The organism is Extensimonas soli, from assembly GCF_029211265.1.
Lineage (GTDB): Bacteria > Pseudomonadota > Gammaproteobacteria > Burkholderiales > Burkholderiaceae_C > Extensimonas > Extensimonas soli.
Window position 1 is genome coordinate 1 of record NZ_JARGEL010000003.1, and the last position, 17,703, is coordinate 17,703.

Genomic DNA, 17,703 nt, shown 5'->3' on the forward strand with positions numbered 1-17,703 from the left:
CTATGTCCCCTGCTCAAAAAATCAGCAGGATATGTGGATAACGTGGCTCAGTTTTGAAACGGAATCACCTCATAGGTGGCTCAGTTTTGGATTGGAATCAACACGAAGCCTTCATTGCGAGGGATCGGGCATTCAAGCGTGGAAACAAGAGCGAAAAAGCCGCTCCTGTCTGAGCGGCGGATGCGCGCTAGTTTTAAATACCAAACTTCCGTGCGAGTTCATCTACTCTCATGAACCGGTGATCTTGACGCAAATTCGGCGCGGCCTGACCGATGGCATCAAGGCACTGGCGCAGTTCCTGTGATAGCCACGATGGCTGGTCACCCAAGATGGTGAATAACAGCCGCAGCGCGTCTTCTGGAAAACGGGTGGATAGGCCGGATTCCTGCAGCCGATGAATCACATAGTCGGGATGTTGAACCACTCGCAGCCAGTTTCCGACCGTCGCCATCGCCGACGGGAACTCACCGCCTGCCGCGACGCAAAGGCGAGCTAGCGATTCGGCATTGGTGCTCGATGCCTGGTCATTGGATTTCGGCCAGATCTTTTCCCAAAACGGCAAGACCCGGTTCTTCCAGTAATCTTCGCGCTGGTCGCCTGCGCCTTCCAGCGCGCGCACTAGGGCTTGAGCCGATTCGCGCAGACCATCGGCAGGAAGTGCGCGGATGGCAGTGGCCAGCTGCGTTATGGTGAAGGTGTCACCGGGATCGAGCGCCGCGAATGTCAGGAACGCCGCGAACTGCTCATTGTGCTTGCCCAACTGCGAATAGTGATTCACCGTATCGAGAAGGGCGGGCTTGATCGCTTCCATCAATGGGCGATAAAGCCGTGGTGACCAAAGGAAACCCTCCCATGCAGCCTGCGCTTCGGTTTCGGAACGATTCCAGTCGAGCAGTGGCAGAAGGTGTTGCTCCGACCAAGCCTTATCCACCCGGAACAACGAGAGGGCGTGGGCTGCTAGCAATACCCGACCGTGCCTGAACTTGGCGACCTGCGTGTCGCAAAGCGCTGTGAAGATGGGCTTGATGGATTTTGGTAGTCCCTGTCCGTCGTCTGGTTCTCGGCGATACCACCAATCCAGCAATGCCTGCGTCACATGGCCGACAGGGTGATTGATGGCGTGGAAGACCGGATCATCTGTGTCGCCGTCGTCATCGAAGTCCAACTGCAAGATGCGTTGGGCCAGCGTTAGGAAGTGATGCTCGTGGCTCTCGAAGGTTTTCGCCACGGCTTGCAACCACCAACCGATGCCGTAAGACAAGGCTTGCACCAAGTCATCAGGGGCGCCGATGACAACTGGGGCCATGAAGTGCCACGAGCGATCGCGCAGCTTTTCTTCCGCCCAGGCTTGCAGCGCATCGCGCCAGCGTTCGACCGGCCAATTGTTCTGCTGCGCGAGCTTGCACAAGGCGTATGCCGTTGCTTGAAACATCTCTGAGCACAGCTTGCGCCAGTCGTCCTGCTGCGAGTCTTCCAGAACGGGATGTGCCAACAGATAGTTCAGCACCCCACGCCTCGTGCGCGGAATAGGAGTGAACGGCTTCCACGGATCGCGATCGCCGACCCAACCGCCTCCCATCCAGATGGGAAATTCGTCACTCTCATCCGCTGCAAGCTGCCAGGGGTACTGCGCTGAGATGGCGTCGAGCCGCGACCGTGCTGCTTGACTGAGCGTTGCGCCTGCTTGGGCCATTTTCGCAAGCCGCAGCCATACGCCGTGATCGACGATGTTGCTCCAAGCATCGGGCTCGATATCTGTGCGGTACAGATCGCGTGGCGGCCCGGAAAGAATGGCATGCTCCAGTTCGTTCAGCATCGTTGCATCCAGTTGCGGAGCCAAAGAAACCAGCAGACGCATGGTTTCGCGCCTGGTTTCTTCCGACCAGAGCCACCGCCGCTCATCCGCCAATAGCCAGTCGAGCGCCTGTCGAAGCGGAATGACACGCTCCTGCGCGGCGGCAAACAGCGCGAGGCGTCGGAATACTGGATATGCCCCGTGCGCCCAGGTCTCGGCCACGATTCGCGCTCGTTCCGGTGACTTCATGGCGGCTGACAACCACGCATCGCGGGTCAGTTCGATTAACGCTGTCCAGTCGTGAAAGTCCTTGTTCTGTGAGTGATCTGAAATCGAAGGTTGATGGACATACGAATGATCGTTCTCGCTATCCACACCATCAAGCTCGCGCATCAAGTCGAGCGCGTCGCGCAGCAAGGCGCTGAAGTTGTCCAGCAGGTCCGGCAGTGCCGCCGTCCACTGTTCATTCTTGGGCATGTCGCGCAGGGCAGAATGAACGTGATCCGATGCCAGCACGACTTCCCATTCCACAATACCCTTGATGCGATCCTGCGCTTCGTCGTCGCCGTCCGCGCCAGACCAGCGGAACGGCTCGCGCAGTGTCAGGCAAGGCGTCAATGTCTCCCGAAGAGCCAAGCGCACGCTGGCGGTCAACCCATCGCGCTTGAATTGATCGCGCCAACGGTAGAGGCTTAGGTCACGCAGCCCGGATCTCACATGCCCGTTGAGCAGCAAGCGCCAGAGCGTTCGCATCGCGGGACGGGGAATGGCGTTGGGTGCGCTTGCTCGAATGCGATCCAGTTCTGTGGTGTTGCCATCGTTTGCGAGCTTGTCCAGTTCGTCAAGACGGCGTTCTATCAACCAAATCAATTGGTCGTGCAATTGGCCGCCGCGCTTGATCAACCAGATCAACAGTTTCGGATCGTCAAGGTGGCGGAGCAGCCAGTGAGCCAATTGGGACATCACCGCATCCCAGCGGATGTTGCGAGGCCCGGCATTGACAATCGCCATCCACGGCGCGAGCGGATAAGGCGCTGGCCTGCTGGTCAGGCTGTAGGAAAGCTTATCGTCCACGGCAGCTTGGGGCGGAACGCCGAATCGCCCCAAGTCGGCGTGACGGTACAGTTCCTGACTCAACGGCTCCAGCCAGTCCAGTGACGGCACTGGGTCGAGTTCCGCGAACCGCTTTGCAGGCAAGCCGCCCGGATCACTCAATGCCCACAACATCCGCCCGACGAAATCGTCCTGCTTCGTGCTCGCCAGCGGGCGGGCGATGGCGCATTCGACAACGATACGTTCCTTGCCGCGTACACCGTCGCGGTAGGTGTTTGCCCAAGCGCGTAGCGTCTTGTGCAGGTAGGCGTGATGCTGATGCTCGCGGTAGAGGATGGGCGTGACGTTCTTTGCCTTCCATTCGCTGGCGCGATCGACCTCCTTGCCTCTGGAATAGCTGCCGAAGGCGAACATCTCCGGCGGAGATTCCCCCAGTAAACGGTCGGCGGCCAACGCATCCATCATGTAGCGCAACACCGGATCGTTGATGCTGTACCCAACGAAGCAGACGGTGAAGTTGCGGAACAATTCGCTCACGAAACGAGCGGCCCAGCGTTCTGTCAGGTAGGCCAGCCCAAAGTCTCCGCTGGAGACCACGAGCCGATCCAGATCGCCTGCCGTTGCCGTAGCGGGCAACAGGCCGTGCAGATACACCAGGCCGTCCCATCGGGTCTTCGGCACGGGGAGCAGGGGAGCCTTGAAGTCTGGAAACGACAGCGATTTCGCTGCCCTGACTTCCTCGAACAGACGGTCGAAGTTGGTTGTGATGAGCCGTGTGCGGCCCTCGCGATTCTGCGCCAGCGTCAGTAGGGCTTCGTGTGTGGCCGTCGCGTTCGGGGCCGTGAGGTTAGGCGTCAGGATTGTCGCCAGTTCGCTGCGCACCTTTCCTCGGCCACCGACGACATCCGCTTCCAACAGGCCAATGGCGGTGTCGAACTGCCCGGCCTTGATCGCGGACTGCTGTACCAGATTTGGCGTGACCGAAAGGGCTTGATAGAGCTGGTCCACCAGACCGGAAAAGCCGGGTAGCCGCGCGGGGTAAGAAATGCCCGCGCCGCAGAAGAACACTACACGCCCGTCTTCGTGCGCCTGCAGCAGGCGTTCGGGAATGTCAGGGCCGTGGCGGACAAACTGCATTTAGTGGCATCCGGTAAAAACCCGCTCTAATGAGCTTAGTGGAGATCGCTCATCAGCGGAGTGGTGGTCGTTTTGCGCGGGGTTTAGTATCAGCATGGATCGCGCCGCTTCCTCTTGTCATCAAGGCCATAGAGCGGCATCGATCCGAGAAGCCGGCCGGGATTTTCGAGTTGTTTCTCCCGCTCTTCGACACCAATTGCGAAGGATACGTAGAACAGCGCAGAGCGCGCCATCTGCATGACTCGGATCGCTTTGGCTTCGAGTTCGTCGCTGCCAATGGCCATACCAAAGCTGCTGTTGTTCGTCCCGTTGATCATGAACGGCTTGGCCCAGCCTTCGCTTACACGCAGATAGGTGTGCTCCAGCGCATTGCGGATACTATGCAGTTCACGAGCATCGGCAGCGGTGGTCTGCTTTAGTTCGTCATCGAATAACTCCTTCGACAACCAGAACAAGCCACGCAGTGGCAGATTTTCGCGTTTCTCAAACTGTGGCAGAAGACGTGCCTTGTTTTCGACCATCCAGACATTCTTGAAACTAATTCTGTCCGGTACCTTACCTAAGAACCAGTAGCGATCAACGAGAAAGGCGACCTTGTCGAGCAGGGAATAGGCGATGCGAAAGGCCGTGCGAACCCGTTCACTGGCTAACGAATAGAGTGGATAGTCGAGCGTGTCGGTGAGTGCCACATCGCGATCGGAGAAGTGGATCTGTGTGCTGCTTATCCCCTCGAACAGCATGAAGCGCGCCGAGGCGTACTCCTGTTTCATCTGACTGAAGAAGCCAACAATTGGCGGGGGCAGATGTCCGTTGGGGCGGTCGTTCAACCCCTCGGTCAGGGGCGGCAGCATCAGATCGTCGGTGGCTGCCGCGAGATGTAGTCCAAGATCGTTCAAAGGGCACAGAAAGAGGCGATGCTCAAGGCACCAGCGACGGTAGGTACGTTCGATTTTCGATCGACCTTCATTGCCATGATGGAGGTCCTGCATCGCTCGAACCGAGTCGATATCGACGGCGCCAGCAAGTTCGGTCGCCTGCTTGGCGAAATAGGCGAGAGCGGCTTGTGGATCAACGGAGTCATGGAATGCGTCCTCGGCCATCGTCGAACGAAGACTGTCGAAGGCATGCAAAGCGAGGATCGCACGCTCGCGGTCGTCAACTATCATGCGGGCGTAGCCTGTGAGTCCATCACCACGGTTGCCCCGTGCCATAGCAAAGCCAGGAATGATCTTCAGAGCTGCGTCCCAGACGGCGATCGCATCGATCGTGCGGCCGACCGTATTGAGCAGGTTCGCATGGTTAGTGAGTATCTGGCACCGACGAATCTTGTCGAGGCTCGCAAAGCCGGCATGGCTTGAGGCACGTGACAGCGCAAGCAGTTCCGCTTGCCGCTCGGGTGCCTCCCAAGACCAGGATTGTCGGACGTTCGCTATGTGTGACAGGGCTGCCCACGCATTGGCTCGGAAATACTCGGCCAGCGCGCCATCCGAGTCGCCAAGTTTTCGCTTCAATAGTTCATCGAGCAAATAGAGTGCGCGCTTGCCACCGCGCTCGAAGGATGCGTCGAAGGCATCGTCGATCAACTTGCCGATGTGTGCGAGTGCCTCAGCATCGCTCATTTTCGTGATGCTGCGTTCGCACTGCTTGTTGAGGTATTCGAAGCCAGGATTGGTGGTCATCCTTCTTTTGATGTCCTCGGCAGGAGTCGTGGATTTCCCCGGAGATCGTCAGGGGAAGGGTGGCTGTGTTGCAGCCCTGTTCACCTTGACTTCGAGGTCGGCGCATGCTTCCAGCAACTCGTCGAACGATACGGCATTGCCTACCATCACTTCGTCCGCCAGCATGGCCGCGTAGTCCTTAGCGAGTGCTGTCCTAGCTTCGCCTTCGGGGACGATTTTCAGATGCCCCGTGGTCGCGGGCATGTAGTCGATCACCTGGCCGTCGGCGTCCTTCTCGATGAAGAAGTAGGACTTGTGGCGAGCGACGGCCGTTGCCACTGTGCGATCGGCGATGACGGTGGCGAAATGCGGGCTCCGCGCGATCGCGGCCAAGTCGTGCCAATGCCGGGCATAGCGTTCGCTGCGGATGCGGCCTTGCGCGCAGAACACGTGCGCAGCCGTGGCCTTCTCCCAAAAGGTCCGCGCGACGCTCATGACCAATGGCGAGGCGGTCGGAAACGACACGTCGGCCAGGTGCGCGGCGATGTCGCATGTCACTTGGAATACCTGATGCGGCTCGCCGGTGGCGCGCGCACCGAACTCCAGCGTGACGACAGGCGCCACGTAGCCCGTTCCTTGCGTCAGGGCAGGGTAGTGCAGGAACAGCTTGTCGTTCTCTTGCCCGCCAAGTTCGAGCCGAGCAGCCAGGCGCTCGCGCGTCAGCGCAGCTTGCAGCGCCGGCTGCACGTTCAGCGTGATCCAGTCCGGCAGCCGATGCCGCACGGCTTGAGTCCACTTGCCGGCCTGGCTTCGGCTGGCCGGCAGCTCACCGCCTTCGCCGATCAGGTCCGGGATCAGCTTGCGGATGTCGTAGGTCAGGTCGATGTCTTCGGAAAAGCGGTCGATGACCTTGTAGACCTTCGACAGCGAGGTGCCACCCTTGAAGGTCAGGTCGGCCGCGAGCGGCGCCTCGAACAGGGCGCGCAGCGTCCACACTACCCACACGTCCTTTTCGAGCAGGTGGACCGGGCGGCCAGTTTCGGCCCGCCCGTATTCCAGCGCCTCGCGTTGATCCTTCTTGCTCAGGTCGAAGAAATACTCAGCCACGCGCGGCTTCCTCGCCGATGGCTCGTGCCATCCAGCCGGGCAGCGTCGCACGCGCCGAGGCCAGCGCCTGCCATTCGGAGCGGGGAAGGGTACGGCGCAGCGACGCCAGCGACTTGCCGGCGTGCGTGGGTCCAATCCAGGCCAGTGCGCGCACGGCTGCGCCGGCCGGCCGCGTGCCCAGTGCCAGCATCCAGCGCGGTGCGTGCTTGACCAGCACTTCCGAGCGCCCGAGCTTCAGCTTCCGGGTGCGGCCGGAAGTCAGATAGACCTCGCGGATGGGCACTTGCTGCGTCAGGCCCAGGGCATTGGCCGCGCTGGCGCCGTGCGGTACGACGACTTCGCCGCTTTGTTCGGCCAGCGCCTTGACGACCTTCTCGGGCGCGGGAGCGCGCGAGCCGAATCGGCTGGAAACCGGGGCGGCATAGGCGCCACGCGCTACGCGTAGCAGCTTGCCGGTCTTGGCGAGCCGCGAGAACGCTTGATCCACCGCCGACCGGCTTCCCAGGTGCAGGAACTCCTTGGGCGACAGCACGCCTCCCTCGGGGAGGGATCGTGCTTGTTGCAGGATGGTCTCGGGCAGCGTGTTCATGGGGCACCTCTTGAACAGAGAAATGATACACTAGTTTCTGACAGCTTGGCAGCGGCAAGAAGGGGGACGGTGTTCTTCTCTGCCGCAGTGCCGGACGAGCGTCGTGGGTTGCGCCCGAGTCGTTTTGATAAGTTGTCGTTGTCGTAGTCTGGCTACGACTGGATCAACAATTCCAAGTCGCCGATGGCTTGCGCAGGGGGCGGTTGCGGGGACGAGCAAGATTCGCTGAACAGCAAAAATGGCTGTCCCACCGAACATCCAGCGTGGCTGCCGAGCATGGAGCACACCGGGTTGCACTCGACGTGAGGGGCTGAAGTGCGGTCGCCAGTTCGGTATGATTGAAGCTGATTGATGATGAGCCGATGCCGCGTAAACCCGCGCCAGCAAAAGACGTGTTTTTCTGACGGTAAAAGCGACGGTAGAGGCCCATGTCGATCAAAGCCAATCCCTTTAACCACGCGGGTTTAGGCGACCTGTTGATGATCGAGTGGGAATGATCCTCTCGCGGCCCTCTGGCGAGCGCGGTAGTCTGCACTTGCAAAAGCCCTTCCATGATCCCGCAGCAACTCTTCGACCCCGCATCGAGCACCTACACCTACGTGCTGCACGACCCGGCCACGCGCGAGGCGCTCGTCATCGATCCGGTCGATGAACAGCTCGAACGCGACCTTGGCGTGCTGCAGGCGCAGGGCCTGCGCCTGCGCTGGGTGCTCGAGACGCACGCGCACGCCGACCACGTAACGAGCGCGGCGCGCCTGGCCGAACACACGGGTGCGCGCCTGGCCGCGCCTGCGGGCTGCGGCATAGGCACGGCCGCGGTACAACTGCAGCATGGCGACACGCTGACATTTGGCACCGAGACTCTGCGCGCGCTGCACACGCCGGGGCATACGGCAGGCAGCATGTGTTACCTCTGGCGCGGCCATGTGTTCACGGGCGACACGCTGCTCATCGACGGCTGTGGCCGCACCGACTTCCAATCGGGCAGCGCCGCGGCGCTGTACCGCAGCATCTACACGCAGCTGTTCACGCTGCCGGGCGACACAATGGTCTGGCCCGGCCACGACTACCACGGCCGCAGCCACTCCACCATAGGCGCCGAAAAAGCCGGCAACGCGCGCCTTGCGGGGCGCAGCGAGGAGGAGTTCATTGCGCTCATGGCGCAACTGAAGCTGCCGCGCCCGCAGCGTATGGACACCGCCGTGCCAGCGAATCTGCACTCCGGCCTGCCCCCGCATCTGCGCCATGATGCCGACAGCGCCGATGGTTCCGCGCAGCAGGCGCCGCGCCCTGCAAGCGGCTACGCGGGCGACATCCCGCCCCAGCTGGCCTGGCAGTGGGTGCAGCAAGGCCGGGGCGTGCTCGTCGATGTGCGCAGCGACGCCGAGCGTGCCTGGGTCGGCGAAGTGCCCGGCGCCCTCGCCGTGCCCTGGAAGCAGTGGCCCGACATGCTGCCCAACCCCGACTTCGACGCGCAGCTGTGCGCCGCCGTGCCGCGGGGCATGCCGGCGCTGTTGATCTGTCGCAGCGGCGTGCGCTCCATCGCCGCCGCGCGCCGCGCCACCGAGCTGGGCCTCACGGCTTACAACGTGCTCGAAGGCTTCGAGGGCGACCTCGACACGCACGCGCAGCGCGGGCGCCTGGGCGGCTGGCGCTTCCATGGCCTGCCCTGGCGCCAGAGCTGAACACTACACTGGTGTGCTGCCGATCCATCGCGACGTTTCCGGCGCGAGCCCCGGAGCCGCGCGCACGGTGGAAAACTCCATAATCGCGACCATGACATTCCTCGCCATAGACGTCGGCAACACGCGCCTCAAGTGGGCCTTGTACGACGCACACCGCCCGGGCGCCGCGCTGCTGGCGCAGGGTACCGAGTTCCTCGAACATATCGACCGCCTGGCCGAAGGCAGCTGGGCGAATTTGCCCGCCCCCAATCGCATGCTCGGCTGCGTGGTCGCAGGCGACATCGCGCGGCGCCGCGTGGTCGAGCAGATGGAGCTGTGGGACGTGACGCCGCAGTGGGTTGTGCCCTCGGCGCAGGAAGCGGGCCTGACCAATGGCTACGACTACCCCTCGCGCCTGGGTGCAGACCGTTGGGTGGCCATGGTCGGCGCGCGCCATCATGTGCTCGCGCAGGGCGCGCCGCGTCCCATCGTGCTCGTGATGGTGGGCACGGCCGTGACCGTGGAGTGCATAGACGCCGCAGGCAACTTTCTCGGCGGCCTGATCCTGCCGGGCCACGGCATCATGCTGCGCGCGCTCGAGGCCGGCACGGCGGGCCTGCACGTGCCTACGGGCGAGGTGCGGCTCTTTCCCACGAACACGAGCGATGCGCTCACGAGCGGCGGCACTTACGCCATCGCCGGCGCGGTCGAGCGCATGTACCAGCACCTGCTGCAGCACTGCGGCGCAGAACCCGCCTGCCTCATGACCGGCGGCGCTGGCTGGAAGATGGCGCCTAGCATGACGCGCCCGTTCGAACTCATCGAGAACCTGATCTTCGACGGCTTGCTGCAGATCGCGCTGCAGCGCTTTGGCGACGCGGACTAAAGCCTCCGCTGCCTTGTGAATCACGCAGGGCGCGGCAATCCCACGCGCCGGGCGTGGCGTCACTTGCGCGTGTCTCCTTGCTCCTTGACCACCGCGTAGCGCATGAGCGTGCGCTGCCGCGCGCTCGCGTGCTCCACGATGGGGAGCGGGTAGTCGCGCCCCAGCACTATGCCTGCGGCTTGTTGGGCGCTGCGATCCATGGTCCATGGCGCGTGCAAAAAGGGCAGTGGCACGCGCGCGAGTTCGGGCACGTAGCGGCGGATGAAGTCGCCCTGGGGGTCGAACTTTTGCGACTGGCTCACGGGGTTGAAGATGCGAAAGTACGGCTGTGCGTCGCAGCCGCTCGAAGCGGCCCATTGCCAGTTGCCGTTGTTCGCGGCAAGGTCAAAGTCGTTGAGCTGCGCGGCAAAGTGGCGCTCGCCCAGGCGCCAGTCGATCCCCAGGTCTTTGCACAGGAACGAGGCCGTGAGCATGCGCAGGCGGTTGTGCATCCAGCCGCAGTGCAGCAGTTGCCGCATCGCTGCGTCAACGAGCGGGTAGCCGGTGCGCCCGGCCTGCCACGCGGCCAGGCCCTGTGGCCAGTCGTCCCATTCGATCGCGTCATATGCGGGTTTGAACGCGCGCTCGACCACGTGCGGGAAGTGGTCGAGGATCATGAAGAAAAAGTCGCGCCAGATGAGCTCGTCGAGCCAGGCGTCGGCGCGCAGGGCGAGCGCGTGGCGCACGAGTGCGCGGATCGCGATGGTGCCAAAGCGCAGATGCACCGAAAGATAGCTCACGCCGCGGCGCGCGGGGTAGTCGCGCAGGTCCGCATAGCGCTGGATGCGCCCCTGCGCGAACGCATCCCAGAGCGCGCGGGCACCGGGCATGCCGGGCGTGATGCCGAGCTCGGGCAGGTTCGTTGCTTCGAAGCCGATGTCGGCGAGCGTAGGGATGCCGGTAGACAGGCGGGGCGGTGGGCTTGCGATCGGGCCAGCGCAGGGGTGTGCGGCAAGGTCTGGCAGCTCGTCTGGCGGCGCATGCGGGGATGTGTGCTGCAGCAGGCGTTGGCGCCAGGCATTTTTGTATGGCGTGAAGACGGTGAACGGCGTGCCCGCGCGTGTGCGCACGGCGTCACCGTCGAAGACGACCTGGTCTTTGTGCAGGTGCAGCGCGATGCCCAGCGGCGCGAGCGCGTGTGCCACGGCCTGGTCGCGCGCCTTGGCGGCGGGCTCGTAGTCGCGATTCGCGTGCACGGCGCCCACGGCGAGGGCCTGGGCGAGCGCCGGAATGTGCTGCACGGCGCGGCCATGGCGCACGATCAGGGCGCCGCCGCGCGCGCGCAAGGCAGCGTCGAGCGCCTGCAGGCTGCCGTGGATGAAGTGCACCCGCCGGTCATGCCGGCTCGGCAGCGCGTCGAGTATGTCGGTGTCGAAAACGAAGGCGCAATACACCGCGCCACCCGTGCGCAGCGCGGCGCTGAGCGCGGCGTGGTCGTGGTCGCGCAGGTCGCGCCGGAACCATACGAGCGCAGGCGGCGGCGCAACCGGGGTGCGTGCGGTCATCAGTCCTCGAGCTCGGCGCGCGCCAGTTCCACGTCCAGGTGCTCGGCCGCGTCCAGCGGCGCGATGGCGGCGGCTTGCTCATACAGCCGCGTCGCCTCGTCCATTTTTTCTTCGCCTTCGAGCATGAGCAGCGCGTTCGCGTATTCGATCAGGCCGATGGTCGATTGCGGGTGCAGCGCAAGCCCTTGGCGCAGGTGCTCGAGCGCGGTTTCCTTCTTCGCGCCGAAGGTCATCTGCCCCACGAGCGGCCCGAGCTTGTCTATGACCTCGGCGTCGAAGGCGCCGAGCGCGATGTGCGCGTGCGCATGTTGCGGTGCAAGCGCCAGGGCTTTTTGCAGTGCCTCTTTGACGGCGTTGCCCAGGCCCTGCGCGACGGCTTTGGCAACGCTGATGCTTTGGCCATAGCGTGCAAGCGCATACGCGCGCCAGAACCAGGCGTTGGGGTTGTCGGGCGCGTCGGCGGCTTGCGCCTGGGCGCGTGCGGCCACCTGCAGCAGCAAGTCCTGGCGTGCCGACTCGCTGGGTTCGAGGTAGTTGGCGTAGAGCGCCGTGGCCTTGTTTGCCACCGTGAGGCCCGCGCCGCCCAGGCGCTGCCCGAGCTCGGCCGCCTCCTGGAATTGGCCGCTGTGCAGCAGCAGCCAGGCGCGCTGCAGTTTTTCGTCGTCGGGGTGCGGCTCGGCGTCGCCCGCATGCAGACGCGGCCACAGCTGCATCAGGCGCGCGGGGTCAAAGCGGTAGAGGTCACGGTAGGGGAAAGGGGTCCACTGCGCCATGATGGGTCTCCTGCTGAAAATGGGGCGTCGGGTGGCACGCCATGGGCTATTTGGCGCGCGGCGGGCCGGGGCGCGGCATAGGCCTGGGCCAGGCTGCGCAGGTGGGCGCGGGGGCGTTCTGCCAGATAAGGCGTGAGCAAGTGCAGCACCTGCTGTGCGCCGCGCAGCAAAGCGCTCTGGGCGCCTTCGGGCTCGAGCGCGTGGCGTGGGTCGCGCACATACTCGAAGCTCAGCCAGTAGCACAGCACCACGGCCATGTTGGCGGCGGTGGCTTGCAATTCTGCCGGGGCGAGCGCATGCAGCAAGGCACCGGAGTCGCCCAGATTGCCCAGCAGGGTGCGCAGTGCCGCGACTTTGCGCACCAGCAGTGGCTGAAAGTGCGTTTCCAGATGGCGGTTGCGCGACAGCAACTCGTTGAGGTCGCGGTACAAAAAACGAAACTGCCACAGTTGCTCGAACAGCGTGTGCATGAAAAACCACGCGTCCTCGACCTGGCGCACGCTGCCGCTCGCGTCCAGCAAATCAGACAGGGCCTGCGCGTGGCGGTCGAACAGCGCATTCACCAGCGCGTCCTTGCCGGCGTAGTGGTAATACAGATTGCCCGGGCTGATGTGCAGTTCGGCCGCGAGCAGCGTGGTCGAGACATGGGGTTCGCCAAAGCGATTGAACAAGTCCAGCGCGGTTTCGAGAATGCGCTGGGCGGTGCGGCGTGGCGCTTTCTTGGTCATTGTGGGCTCGCTCGATGGGGGCTTGGGGCCTTTTCTCGTTGTCTCCAGCGCTTACTCTAACCGAGCCGGACTTGTGCAATGCAGCAATGGCGGTGCTGCCTGTTCGCGCCGCATGAAACGACGGCTGCAGCCGCAGGCCCGCAGCCGTTGGTGTATCGCTCGATGCGTCAAGTTTTGGCGGCAGGCGCGGCGCTTTTGGCTGCAGCTGTGGTTTTGCGCGCGCGTGGCGTGGGCCGACCGGGCGCAGCAACCGGCGTCTGGGGCGGCGCAGCTTCGGCGGGCGTTTGATCGGCGCTGCGGCGTGCCGTGGTGGTGCGCGGCGTGGCGGCAGCGCTGCGCTGCGCCGTGGCCCGGTTCAGACTGTGCGTGAGTGCGTCCATGCGCTCCTGCAGCGCCCGCAGATCGTGGGCCGTGGGTACACCGAGTTTGCCCAGCGCCTGGGCCACGCGCTCCTCGAAAATCGATTCGAGCTTGTCGAAGGAGCCCAAGCCGTGCGAGCCCAGTTCGCTGGTCAGCGAGCTCATGCGGGTGGCAGCTTCGGTGATTTTTTCCTGTGCGGCTTTCTGCGTCTTGCGCTGAATGTCCAGGCCCTCCTTCACCAGGGCCTCGAACACCTTGCTGCCTTCTTCCTGCGCCTTGGCAAAGGCGCCCAGGCCGGCCAGCCAGATCTGCTGCGCCGAGTCCTGCACGGTGCGCGCGAGCCGGGCATCGCTTTTTGCACTTTTGTCGCCTTTTTTCACGTCGTTACCGACGCCTTGCATTTTTTTCGCCATAAATCCTCCGGGGAATTGCCAAGAGCAAGCCCTCCTGGCGCAGCGGCACGCAGTTCAACCCAGTGGGCGGCTGCATGCTCCTGAAAGTGTAATGTGCGCGTGCAGCCCCGTGTCTCGTTATGCGGTTCTGTGCCGTCTGCGCGACGCATCGGTGCGGTATGGATAATGGCCTGAGCGGTGGCGTTGGCAGCCGCTCTCTTTTGCGAGATGCTGCTGCGCCAGCGCCATTTTTCCAAGCGTGCGGCACACATCCGCCGTGCGCGCACCAACTTGCACCAACCCATGAACATCCTGCTTTTGGGCAAAAACGGCCAACTCGGCTGGGAACTGCAGCGCAGCCTGGCGCCGCTGGGCCAGGTCACCATGCTGGACCGGCACAGCCGCGACCACTGCGGCGATCTGTCGCGCCCGGCCGATCTGGCGGCCACCGTGCGCGCCCTGCGCCCGCAGGTCATCGTCAACGCCGCCGCGCACACCGCCGTCGATCGCGCCGAGAGCGAGCCCGAACTGGCGCACACCGTGAATGCCGTCGCGCCCGGCGTGCTCGCTGAAGAAGCCGCGCGCCTGGGTGCCTGGCTCGTGCACTACAGCACCGACTATGTCTTCGACGGCAGCGGCAGCCATCCCTGGCGTGAAACCGACGCTCCGGCGCCGTTGAGCGTATATGGCCGCAGCAAGTGGGAGGGCGAGCAGCGCATCGCGCAAACTGGTGCGCAGCACCTCATCGTGCGCACGAGCTGGGTGTACGGTGCGCGCGGCGGCAACTTTGCCAAGACCATGCTGCGCCTCGCGCAGGAGCGCGAGCGCCTCACTGTCATCCACGACCAGTGGGGTGCGCCCACGGGGGCCGAGCTGCTGGCCGACTGCAGCGCGCACGCCATCCGGCATCTGCTGACGCACCCCCAGGATGCCGGCCTGTACCACCTGGCCGCCGCCGGCGAGGCCACCTGGTTTTCGTATGCAAAATACGTGCTGGAGCAGGCGCAGCAAGCGCAGCCAGCTCTCGAAATAAAAGCAAAAGAACTGCTCCCCATCCCCGCGAGCGCCTACCCGTTGCCGGCGCCGCGTCCGCACAATTCGCGCCTGGACTGCGCCCGATTCCAGTCCACCTTCGGCCTGGTCTTGCCGCCGTGGCAACAGGGTGTGGCGCGCATGCTCATGGAAGTTCTGGGGTAGGGGGTCGGGCCACGGGCGCTGGTGTAGTGCCGTTTAGCGGGGTCGGCAATGCTAAAATCCGCAGGTTTTGCTGAGAGCGCCTACGCAAGTCGCGCGGCAAAATCAATCGCAAACCAGCCCCGTAAAGGTGTTGCAGCGCTGTCGATGGCCTGAAGGCCGGGCATGGCGGGCAAAGAAGGGGGCTGGATTTCAGACCCAACCTTTGGAGAATTTTCATGTCTATCACCATGCGCGAAATGCTGGAAGCTGGTGTCCACTTTGGCCACCAGACGCGCTTTTGGAACCCCAAGATGGCCCCCTTCATCTTCGGGCAGCGCAACAAGATCCACATCGTCAACCTCGAAAAAACCCTGCCGATGTTCGAGGATGCGCAAAAGTTTGCGCGCCAGCTCGCCGCCAACCGCGGCACCATTTTGATGGTGGGCACCAAGCGCCAGGCGCGCGAGCTCGTGGCTGCCGAGGCGCGGCGCGCGGGCGTGCCCTTCGTCGACCAGCGCTGGCTGGGCGGCATGCTGACCAACTTCAAGACCGTGAAGAGCTCGATCAAGCGGCTCAAGGACATGAAGGCCCAGATCGAGGCCGGGCTCGACAGCATGAGCAAGAAAGAGCAGCTCAACTTCAACCGCGAACTCGCCAAGCTCGAGCGTGACATCGGCGGCATCCAGGACATGGCAGCATTGCCCGACGCCATCTTCGTGATCGATGTGGGCTACCACAAGATTGCCGTGGCCGAAGCCAAAAAGCTCGGCATCCCGCTGATCGGCGTGGTGGACACCAACCACTCGCCCGAGGGCATCGATTACGTGATCCCCGGCAACGACGATTCGGCCAAGGCCGTGGCGCTCTACGCGCGTGGCATCGCCGACGCGATCCTCGAAGGCCGTGCGAACGCGGTGAACGAAGTGGTCAAGGCCGTTGCGGCTGAAAGCTCCGATGAATTCGTCGAAGTGGAAGAGTCTGCGGCCTGACGCAAGGCACATGCGCTGCTGCGCCAAACGAAAGGGGCTCATGGCGGGCCCCTTTTTTGAGCCCGAAATCTGATTCACCCTTATTGCTACTGACTACGGAAGGAATACAAATGGCTGCAATTACCGCAAGCATGGTGGCTGAGCTGCGCGCCAAGACCGACGCCCCCATGATGGAGTGCAAAAAAGCCCTCACCGAAGCCGACGGCGACATGGCCAAGGCCGAAGAGCTGCTGCGCGTCAAGCTCGGCACCAAGGCTGGCAAGGCGGCGTCGCGCATCACGGCCGAAGGCGTGGTCGCCACGTTTATCGAAGGCAGCATGGGCGGCATGATCGAGGTCAACAGCGAGACCGACTTCGTCAGCAAGAACGACAGCTTCATCGCCATGGCCAAGGCCGCGGCCGAACTCGTGGCCAAGCACGGCCCGACCGACGTGGCGGCGCTCGGCGCGCTGCCCTACAGCCAGGACAGCTTCGGCCCCACGCTGGAAGACGTGCGCAAGGGCCTGATCGGCAAGATCGGCGAGAACATGACCTTCCGCCGTTTCAAGGCGTTCCAAGGCAGCAACAAGCTCGCTTCCTACCTGCACGGCACGCGCATTGGCGTGGTGGTCGAGTATGAGGGTGACGAAGTCGCCGCCAAGGACGTGGCCATGCACATCGCCGCGATGAAGCCCGTGGCGCTGACCAGCGCCGAGGTGCCGGCCGAGCTGATCGAGAAAGAGCGCGCTGTGGCCGCCGGCAAGGCCGCTGAAGACGCCGCCAAGGCGCAGGCCGAGGGCAAGCCCGTGCAGTCGCCCGAGATCGTGACCAAGCGCATCGAGGGCGCGGTGCAGAAGTTCCTCAAGGAGGTGTCCTTGATGAACCAGGCTTTCGTGAAGAACGACAAGCAGACCGTGGAGCAGATGCTCAAGGAGCGCGGCACTTCGGTGAAGGCCTTCACGCTCTACGTGGTCGGCGAAGGCATAGAGAAGAAGGTGGACGACTTTGCGGCCGAAGTCGCTGCCCAGGTGGCTGCCGCCAAGGCTGCCGCCTGATTGTCCTGTCCGTCCACCAACCCCTGTCCATCTTTTTTGGAGCGTTTCATGTCCCTTGCCACACCAGCCCACAAGCGCATCCTGCTCAAGTTGTCTGGTGAGGCGCTCATGGGCGACGACGCCTTCGGCATCAACCGTGCGACCATAGGGCGCATCGTCGAAGAGATCGCCGAGGTCACGCGCCTTGGTGTCGAGGTGGCGGTGGTGATCGGCGGCGGCAATATCTTTCGTGGGGTCGCAGGCGGCTCGGCCGGCATGGACCGGGCCACGGCCGATTACATGGGCATGCTGGCCACGGTCATGAACGCCCTGGCCCTGGCCGACGCCATGGAAAAAAACGGACTGATTGCGCGCGTGATGTCCGCGATCGCCATCGAGCAGGTGGTCGAGCCCTACGTGCGCCCCAAGGCCTTGCAGTACCTCGAAGAGGGCAAGGTGGTGGTGTTCGCCGCCGGCACGGGCAACCCATTTTTCACCACCGACACCGCAGCGGCGCTGCGCGGGGCCGAGATCGGCGCCGAAGTGGTGCTCAAGGCCACCAAGGTGGACGGTGTTTATACTGCCGACCCGCAAAAAGACCCCCAGGCCCAGCGCTACACGCGCCTGAGCTTCGACGAGGCCATGGCGCGCAACCTGGGCATCATGGATGCGACGGCTTTTGCGCTGTGCCGCGACCAAAAACTCCCCGTGCGGGTGTTTTCCATCGTCAAACCTGGCGCCTTGCTGCGCGTGGTGCTCGGGGAAGACGAAGGTACGCTGGTTTACGCTTGACGGGCTGGCTGCTGGCGCGCAGGCAGGCGTGCCGCGGTCCCGAGGAG

General features: G+C 63.7%; 14 protein-coding genes and 1 pseudogene. 7 read left to right on the forward strand and 8 right to left on the reverse strand.

Annotated elements, in window-relative coordinates; translation table 11 throughout:
• Positions 1 to 193 precede the first annotated feature (193 nt).
• The 4 genes from dsr1 to PYV55_RS00030 form a co-directional block, all read right to left on the reverse strand.
• Positions 194 to 3,985, reverse strand: coding sequence for an anti-phage defense-associated sirtuin Dsr1 (gene dsr1 / locus PYV55_RS00015; RefSeq protein ID WP_275848071.1), 3,792 nt, complete (start codon positions 3,983 to 3,985; stop codon positions 194 to 196).
• An 89-nt stretch (positions 3,986 to 4,074) separates the two neighbouring features.
• Positions 4,075 to 5,664, reverse strand: a complete 1,590-nt coding sequence (locus PYV55_RS00020; protein ID WP_275848073.1) for an LA2681 family HEPN domain-containing protein — start codon at positions 5,662 to 5,664, stop codon at positions 4,075 to 4,077.
• Positions 5,665 to 5,712: 48 nt separating this feature from the next.
• Positions 5,713 to 6,750, reverse strand: a complete 1,038-nt coding sequence (locus tag PYV55_RS00025) for a nucleotidyl transferase AbiEii/AbiGii toxin family protein (protein ID WP_275848075.1) — start codon at positions 6,748 to 6,750, stop codon at positions 5,713 to 5,715.
• A complete protein-coding gene (locus PYV55_RS00030; RefSeq protein WP_275848077.1) occupies positions 6,743 to 7,339 on the reverse strand; it encodes a DUF6088 family protein in 597 nt (198 codons plus the stop codon). The genes PYV55_RS00025 and PYV55_RS00030 overlap by 8 nt, the downstream gene beginning before the upstream one ends.
• Before the next feature lie 551 nt (positions 7,340 to 7,890).
• Here PYV55_RS00030 and PYV55_RS00035 point away from each other — a divergent pair.
• The 3 genes and pseudogenes from PYV55_RS00035 to PYV55_RS00045 all read left to right on the forward strand — a co-directional run.
• Positions 7,891 to 8,568, forward strand: a pseudogene (locus PYV55_RS00035) (MBL fold metallo-hydrolase); the annotation flags it as partial.
• 9 nt (positions 8,569 to 8,577) lie between these two features.
• The gene (locus PYV55_RS00040) at positions 8,578 to 9,024 is read left to right on the forward strand and encodes a rhodanese-like domain-containing protein (RefSeq protein ID WP_275848187.1); all 447 of its coding nucleotides are present in this window, start codon (positions 8,578 to 8,580) and stop codon (positions 9,022 to 9,024) included.
• Between the two features lie 91 nt (positions 9,025 to 9,115).
• Complete coding sequence (locus PYV55_RS00045; protein ID WP_275848079.1) at positions 9,116 to 9,889, forward strand: type III pantothenate kinase; 774 nt, start codon at positions 9,116 to 9,118, stop codon at positions 9,887 to 9,889.
• A gap of 59 nt (positions 9,890 to 9,948) precedes the next feature.
• On the opposite strand, the gene PYV55_RS00050 is transcribed toward PYV55_RS00045, so the two are convergent.
• From PYV55_RS00050 to PYV55_RS00065, 4 genes are all read right to left on the reverse strand, one after another.
• Positions 9,949 to 11,433, reverse strand: coding sequence for a cryptochrome/photolyase family protein (locus tag PYV55_RS00050; protein WP_275848080.1), 1,485 nt, complete (start codon positions 11,431 to 11,433; stop codon positions 9,949 to 9,951).
• Complete coding sequence (locus tag PYV55_RS00055) at positions 11,433 to 12,206, reverse strand: tetratricopeptide repeat protein (protein WP_275848082.1); 774 nt, start codon at positions 12,204 to 12,206, stop codon at positions 11,433 to 11,435. Before PYV55_RS00055 ends, PYV55_RS00050 begins: the two co-directional genes overlap by 1 nt.
• Positions 12,146 to 12,934 carry a TetR/AcrR family transcriptional regulator gene (locus PYV55_RS00060; protein ID WP_407066742.1) on the reverse strand — a complete coding sequence of 263 codons (789 nt, stop codon included), beginning with the start codon at positions 12,932 to 12,934 and terminating at the stop codon, positions 12,146 to 12,148. Before PYV55_RS00060 ends, PYV55_RS00055 begins: the two co-directional genes overlap by 61 nt.
• Positions 12,935 to 13,101: 167 nt before the next feature.
• Complete coding sequence (locus PYV55_RS00065) at positions 13,102 to 13,695, reverse strand: phasin family protein (protein WP_345803578.1); 594 nt, start codon at positions 13,693 to 13,695, stop codon at positions 13,102 to 13,104.
• Positions 13,696 to 13,989: 294 nt separating this feature from the next.
• Between PYV55_RS00065 and rfbD the strand changes: the two genes are divergently transcribed.
• The 4 genes from rfbD (at position 13,990) to pyrH (ending at position 17,656) form a co-directional block, all read left to right on the forward strand.
• Positions 13,990 to 14,883 carry a dTDP-4-dehydrorhamnose reductase gene (gene rfbD / locus PYV55_RS00070; protein ID WP_275848086.1) on the forward strand — a complete coding sequence of 298 codons (894 nt, stop codon included), beginning with the start codon at positions 13,990 to 13,992 and terminating at the stop codon, positions 14,881 to 14,883.
• Between the two features lie 215 nt (positions 14,884 to 15,098).
• Positions 15,099 to 15,851: a 30S ribosomal protein S2 gene (rpsB, locus tag PYV55_RS00075; protein ID WP_275848088.1), complete on the forward strand. Its 753-nt coding sequence runs from the start codon at positions 15,099 to 15,101 to the stop codon at positions 15,849 to 15,851.
• Positions 15,852 to 15,961: 110 nt separating this feature from the next.
• Positions 15,962 to 16,885: a translation elongation factor Ts gene (tsf, locus tag PYV55_RS00080; RefSeq protein WP_275848090.1), complete on the forward strand. Its 924-nt coding sequence runs from the start codon at positions 15,962 to 15,964 to the stop codon at positions 16,883 to 16,885.
• Positions 16,886 to 16,933: 48 nt separating this feature from the next.
• On the forward strand, positions 16,934 to 17,656 hold the full coding sequence (pyrH, locus tag PYV55_RS00085; RefSeq protein WP_275848092.1) for a UMP kinase: 723 nt from the start codon (positions 16,934 to 16,936) through the stop codon (positions 17,654 to 17,656).
• Positions 17,657 to 17,703: the final 47 nt, after the last annotated feature.

Excerpts from the sequence above, each read along its gene's own strand:
- dsr1 (WP_275848071.1), bottom strand. The coding sequence starts at position 3,985 with ATGCAGTTTGTCCGCCACGGCCCTGACATTCCCGAACGCCTGCTGCAG.
- PYV55_RS00020 (WP_275848073.1), bottom strand. The coding sequence starts at position 5,664 with ATGACCACCAATCCTGGCTTCGAATACCTCAACAAGCAGTGCGAACGC.
- PYV55_RS00030 (WP_275848077.1), bottom strand. The coding sequence starts at position 7,339 with ATGAACACGCTGCCCGAGACCATCCTGCAACAAGCACGATCCCTCCCC.
- PYV55_RS00045 (WP_275848079.1), top strand. The coding sequence starts at position 9,116 with ATGACATTCCTCGCCATAGACGTCGGCAACACGCGCCTCAAGTGGGCC.
- PYV55_RS00050 (WP_275848080.1), bottom strand. The coding sequence starts at position 11,433 with ATGACCGCACGCACCCCGGTTGCGCCGCCGCCTGCGCTCGTATGGTTC.
- PYV55_RS00055 (WP_275848082.1), bottom strand. The coding sequence starts at position 12,206 with ATGGCGCAGTGGACCCCTTTCCCCTACCGTGACCTCTACCGCTTTGAC.
- PYV55_RS00060 (WP_407066742.1), bottom strand. The coding sequence starts at position 12,934 with ATGACCAAGAAAGCGCCACGCCGCACCGCCCAGCGCATTCTCGAAACC.
- PYV55_RS00065 (WP_345803578.1), bottom strand. The coding sequence starts at position 13,695 with ATGCAAGGCGTCGGTAACGACGTGAAAAAAGGCGACAAAAGTGCAAAA.
- rfbD (WP_275848086.1), top strand. The coding sequence starts at position 13,990 with ATGAACATCCTGCTTTTGGGCAAAAACGGCCAACTCGGCTGGGAACTG.
- rpsB (WP_275848088.1), top strand. The coding sequence starts at position 15,099 with ATGTCTATCACCATGCGCGAAATGCTGGAAGCTGGTGTCCACTTTGGC.
- tsf (WP_275848090.1), top strand. The coding sequence starts at position 15,962 with ATGGCTGCAATTACCGCAAGCATGGTGGCTGAGCTGCGCGCCAAGACC.
- pyrH (WP_275848092.1), top strand. The coding sequence starts at position 16,934 with ATGTCCCTTGCCACACCAGCCCACAAGCGCATCCTGCTCAAGTTGTCT.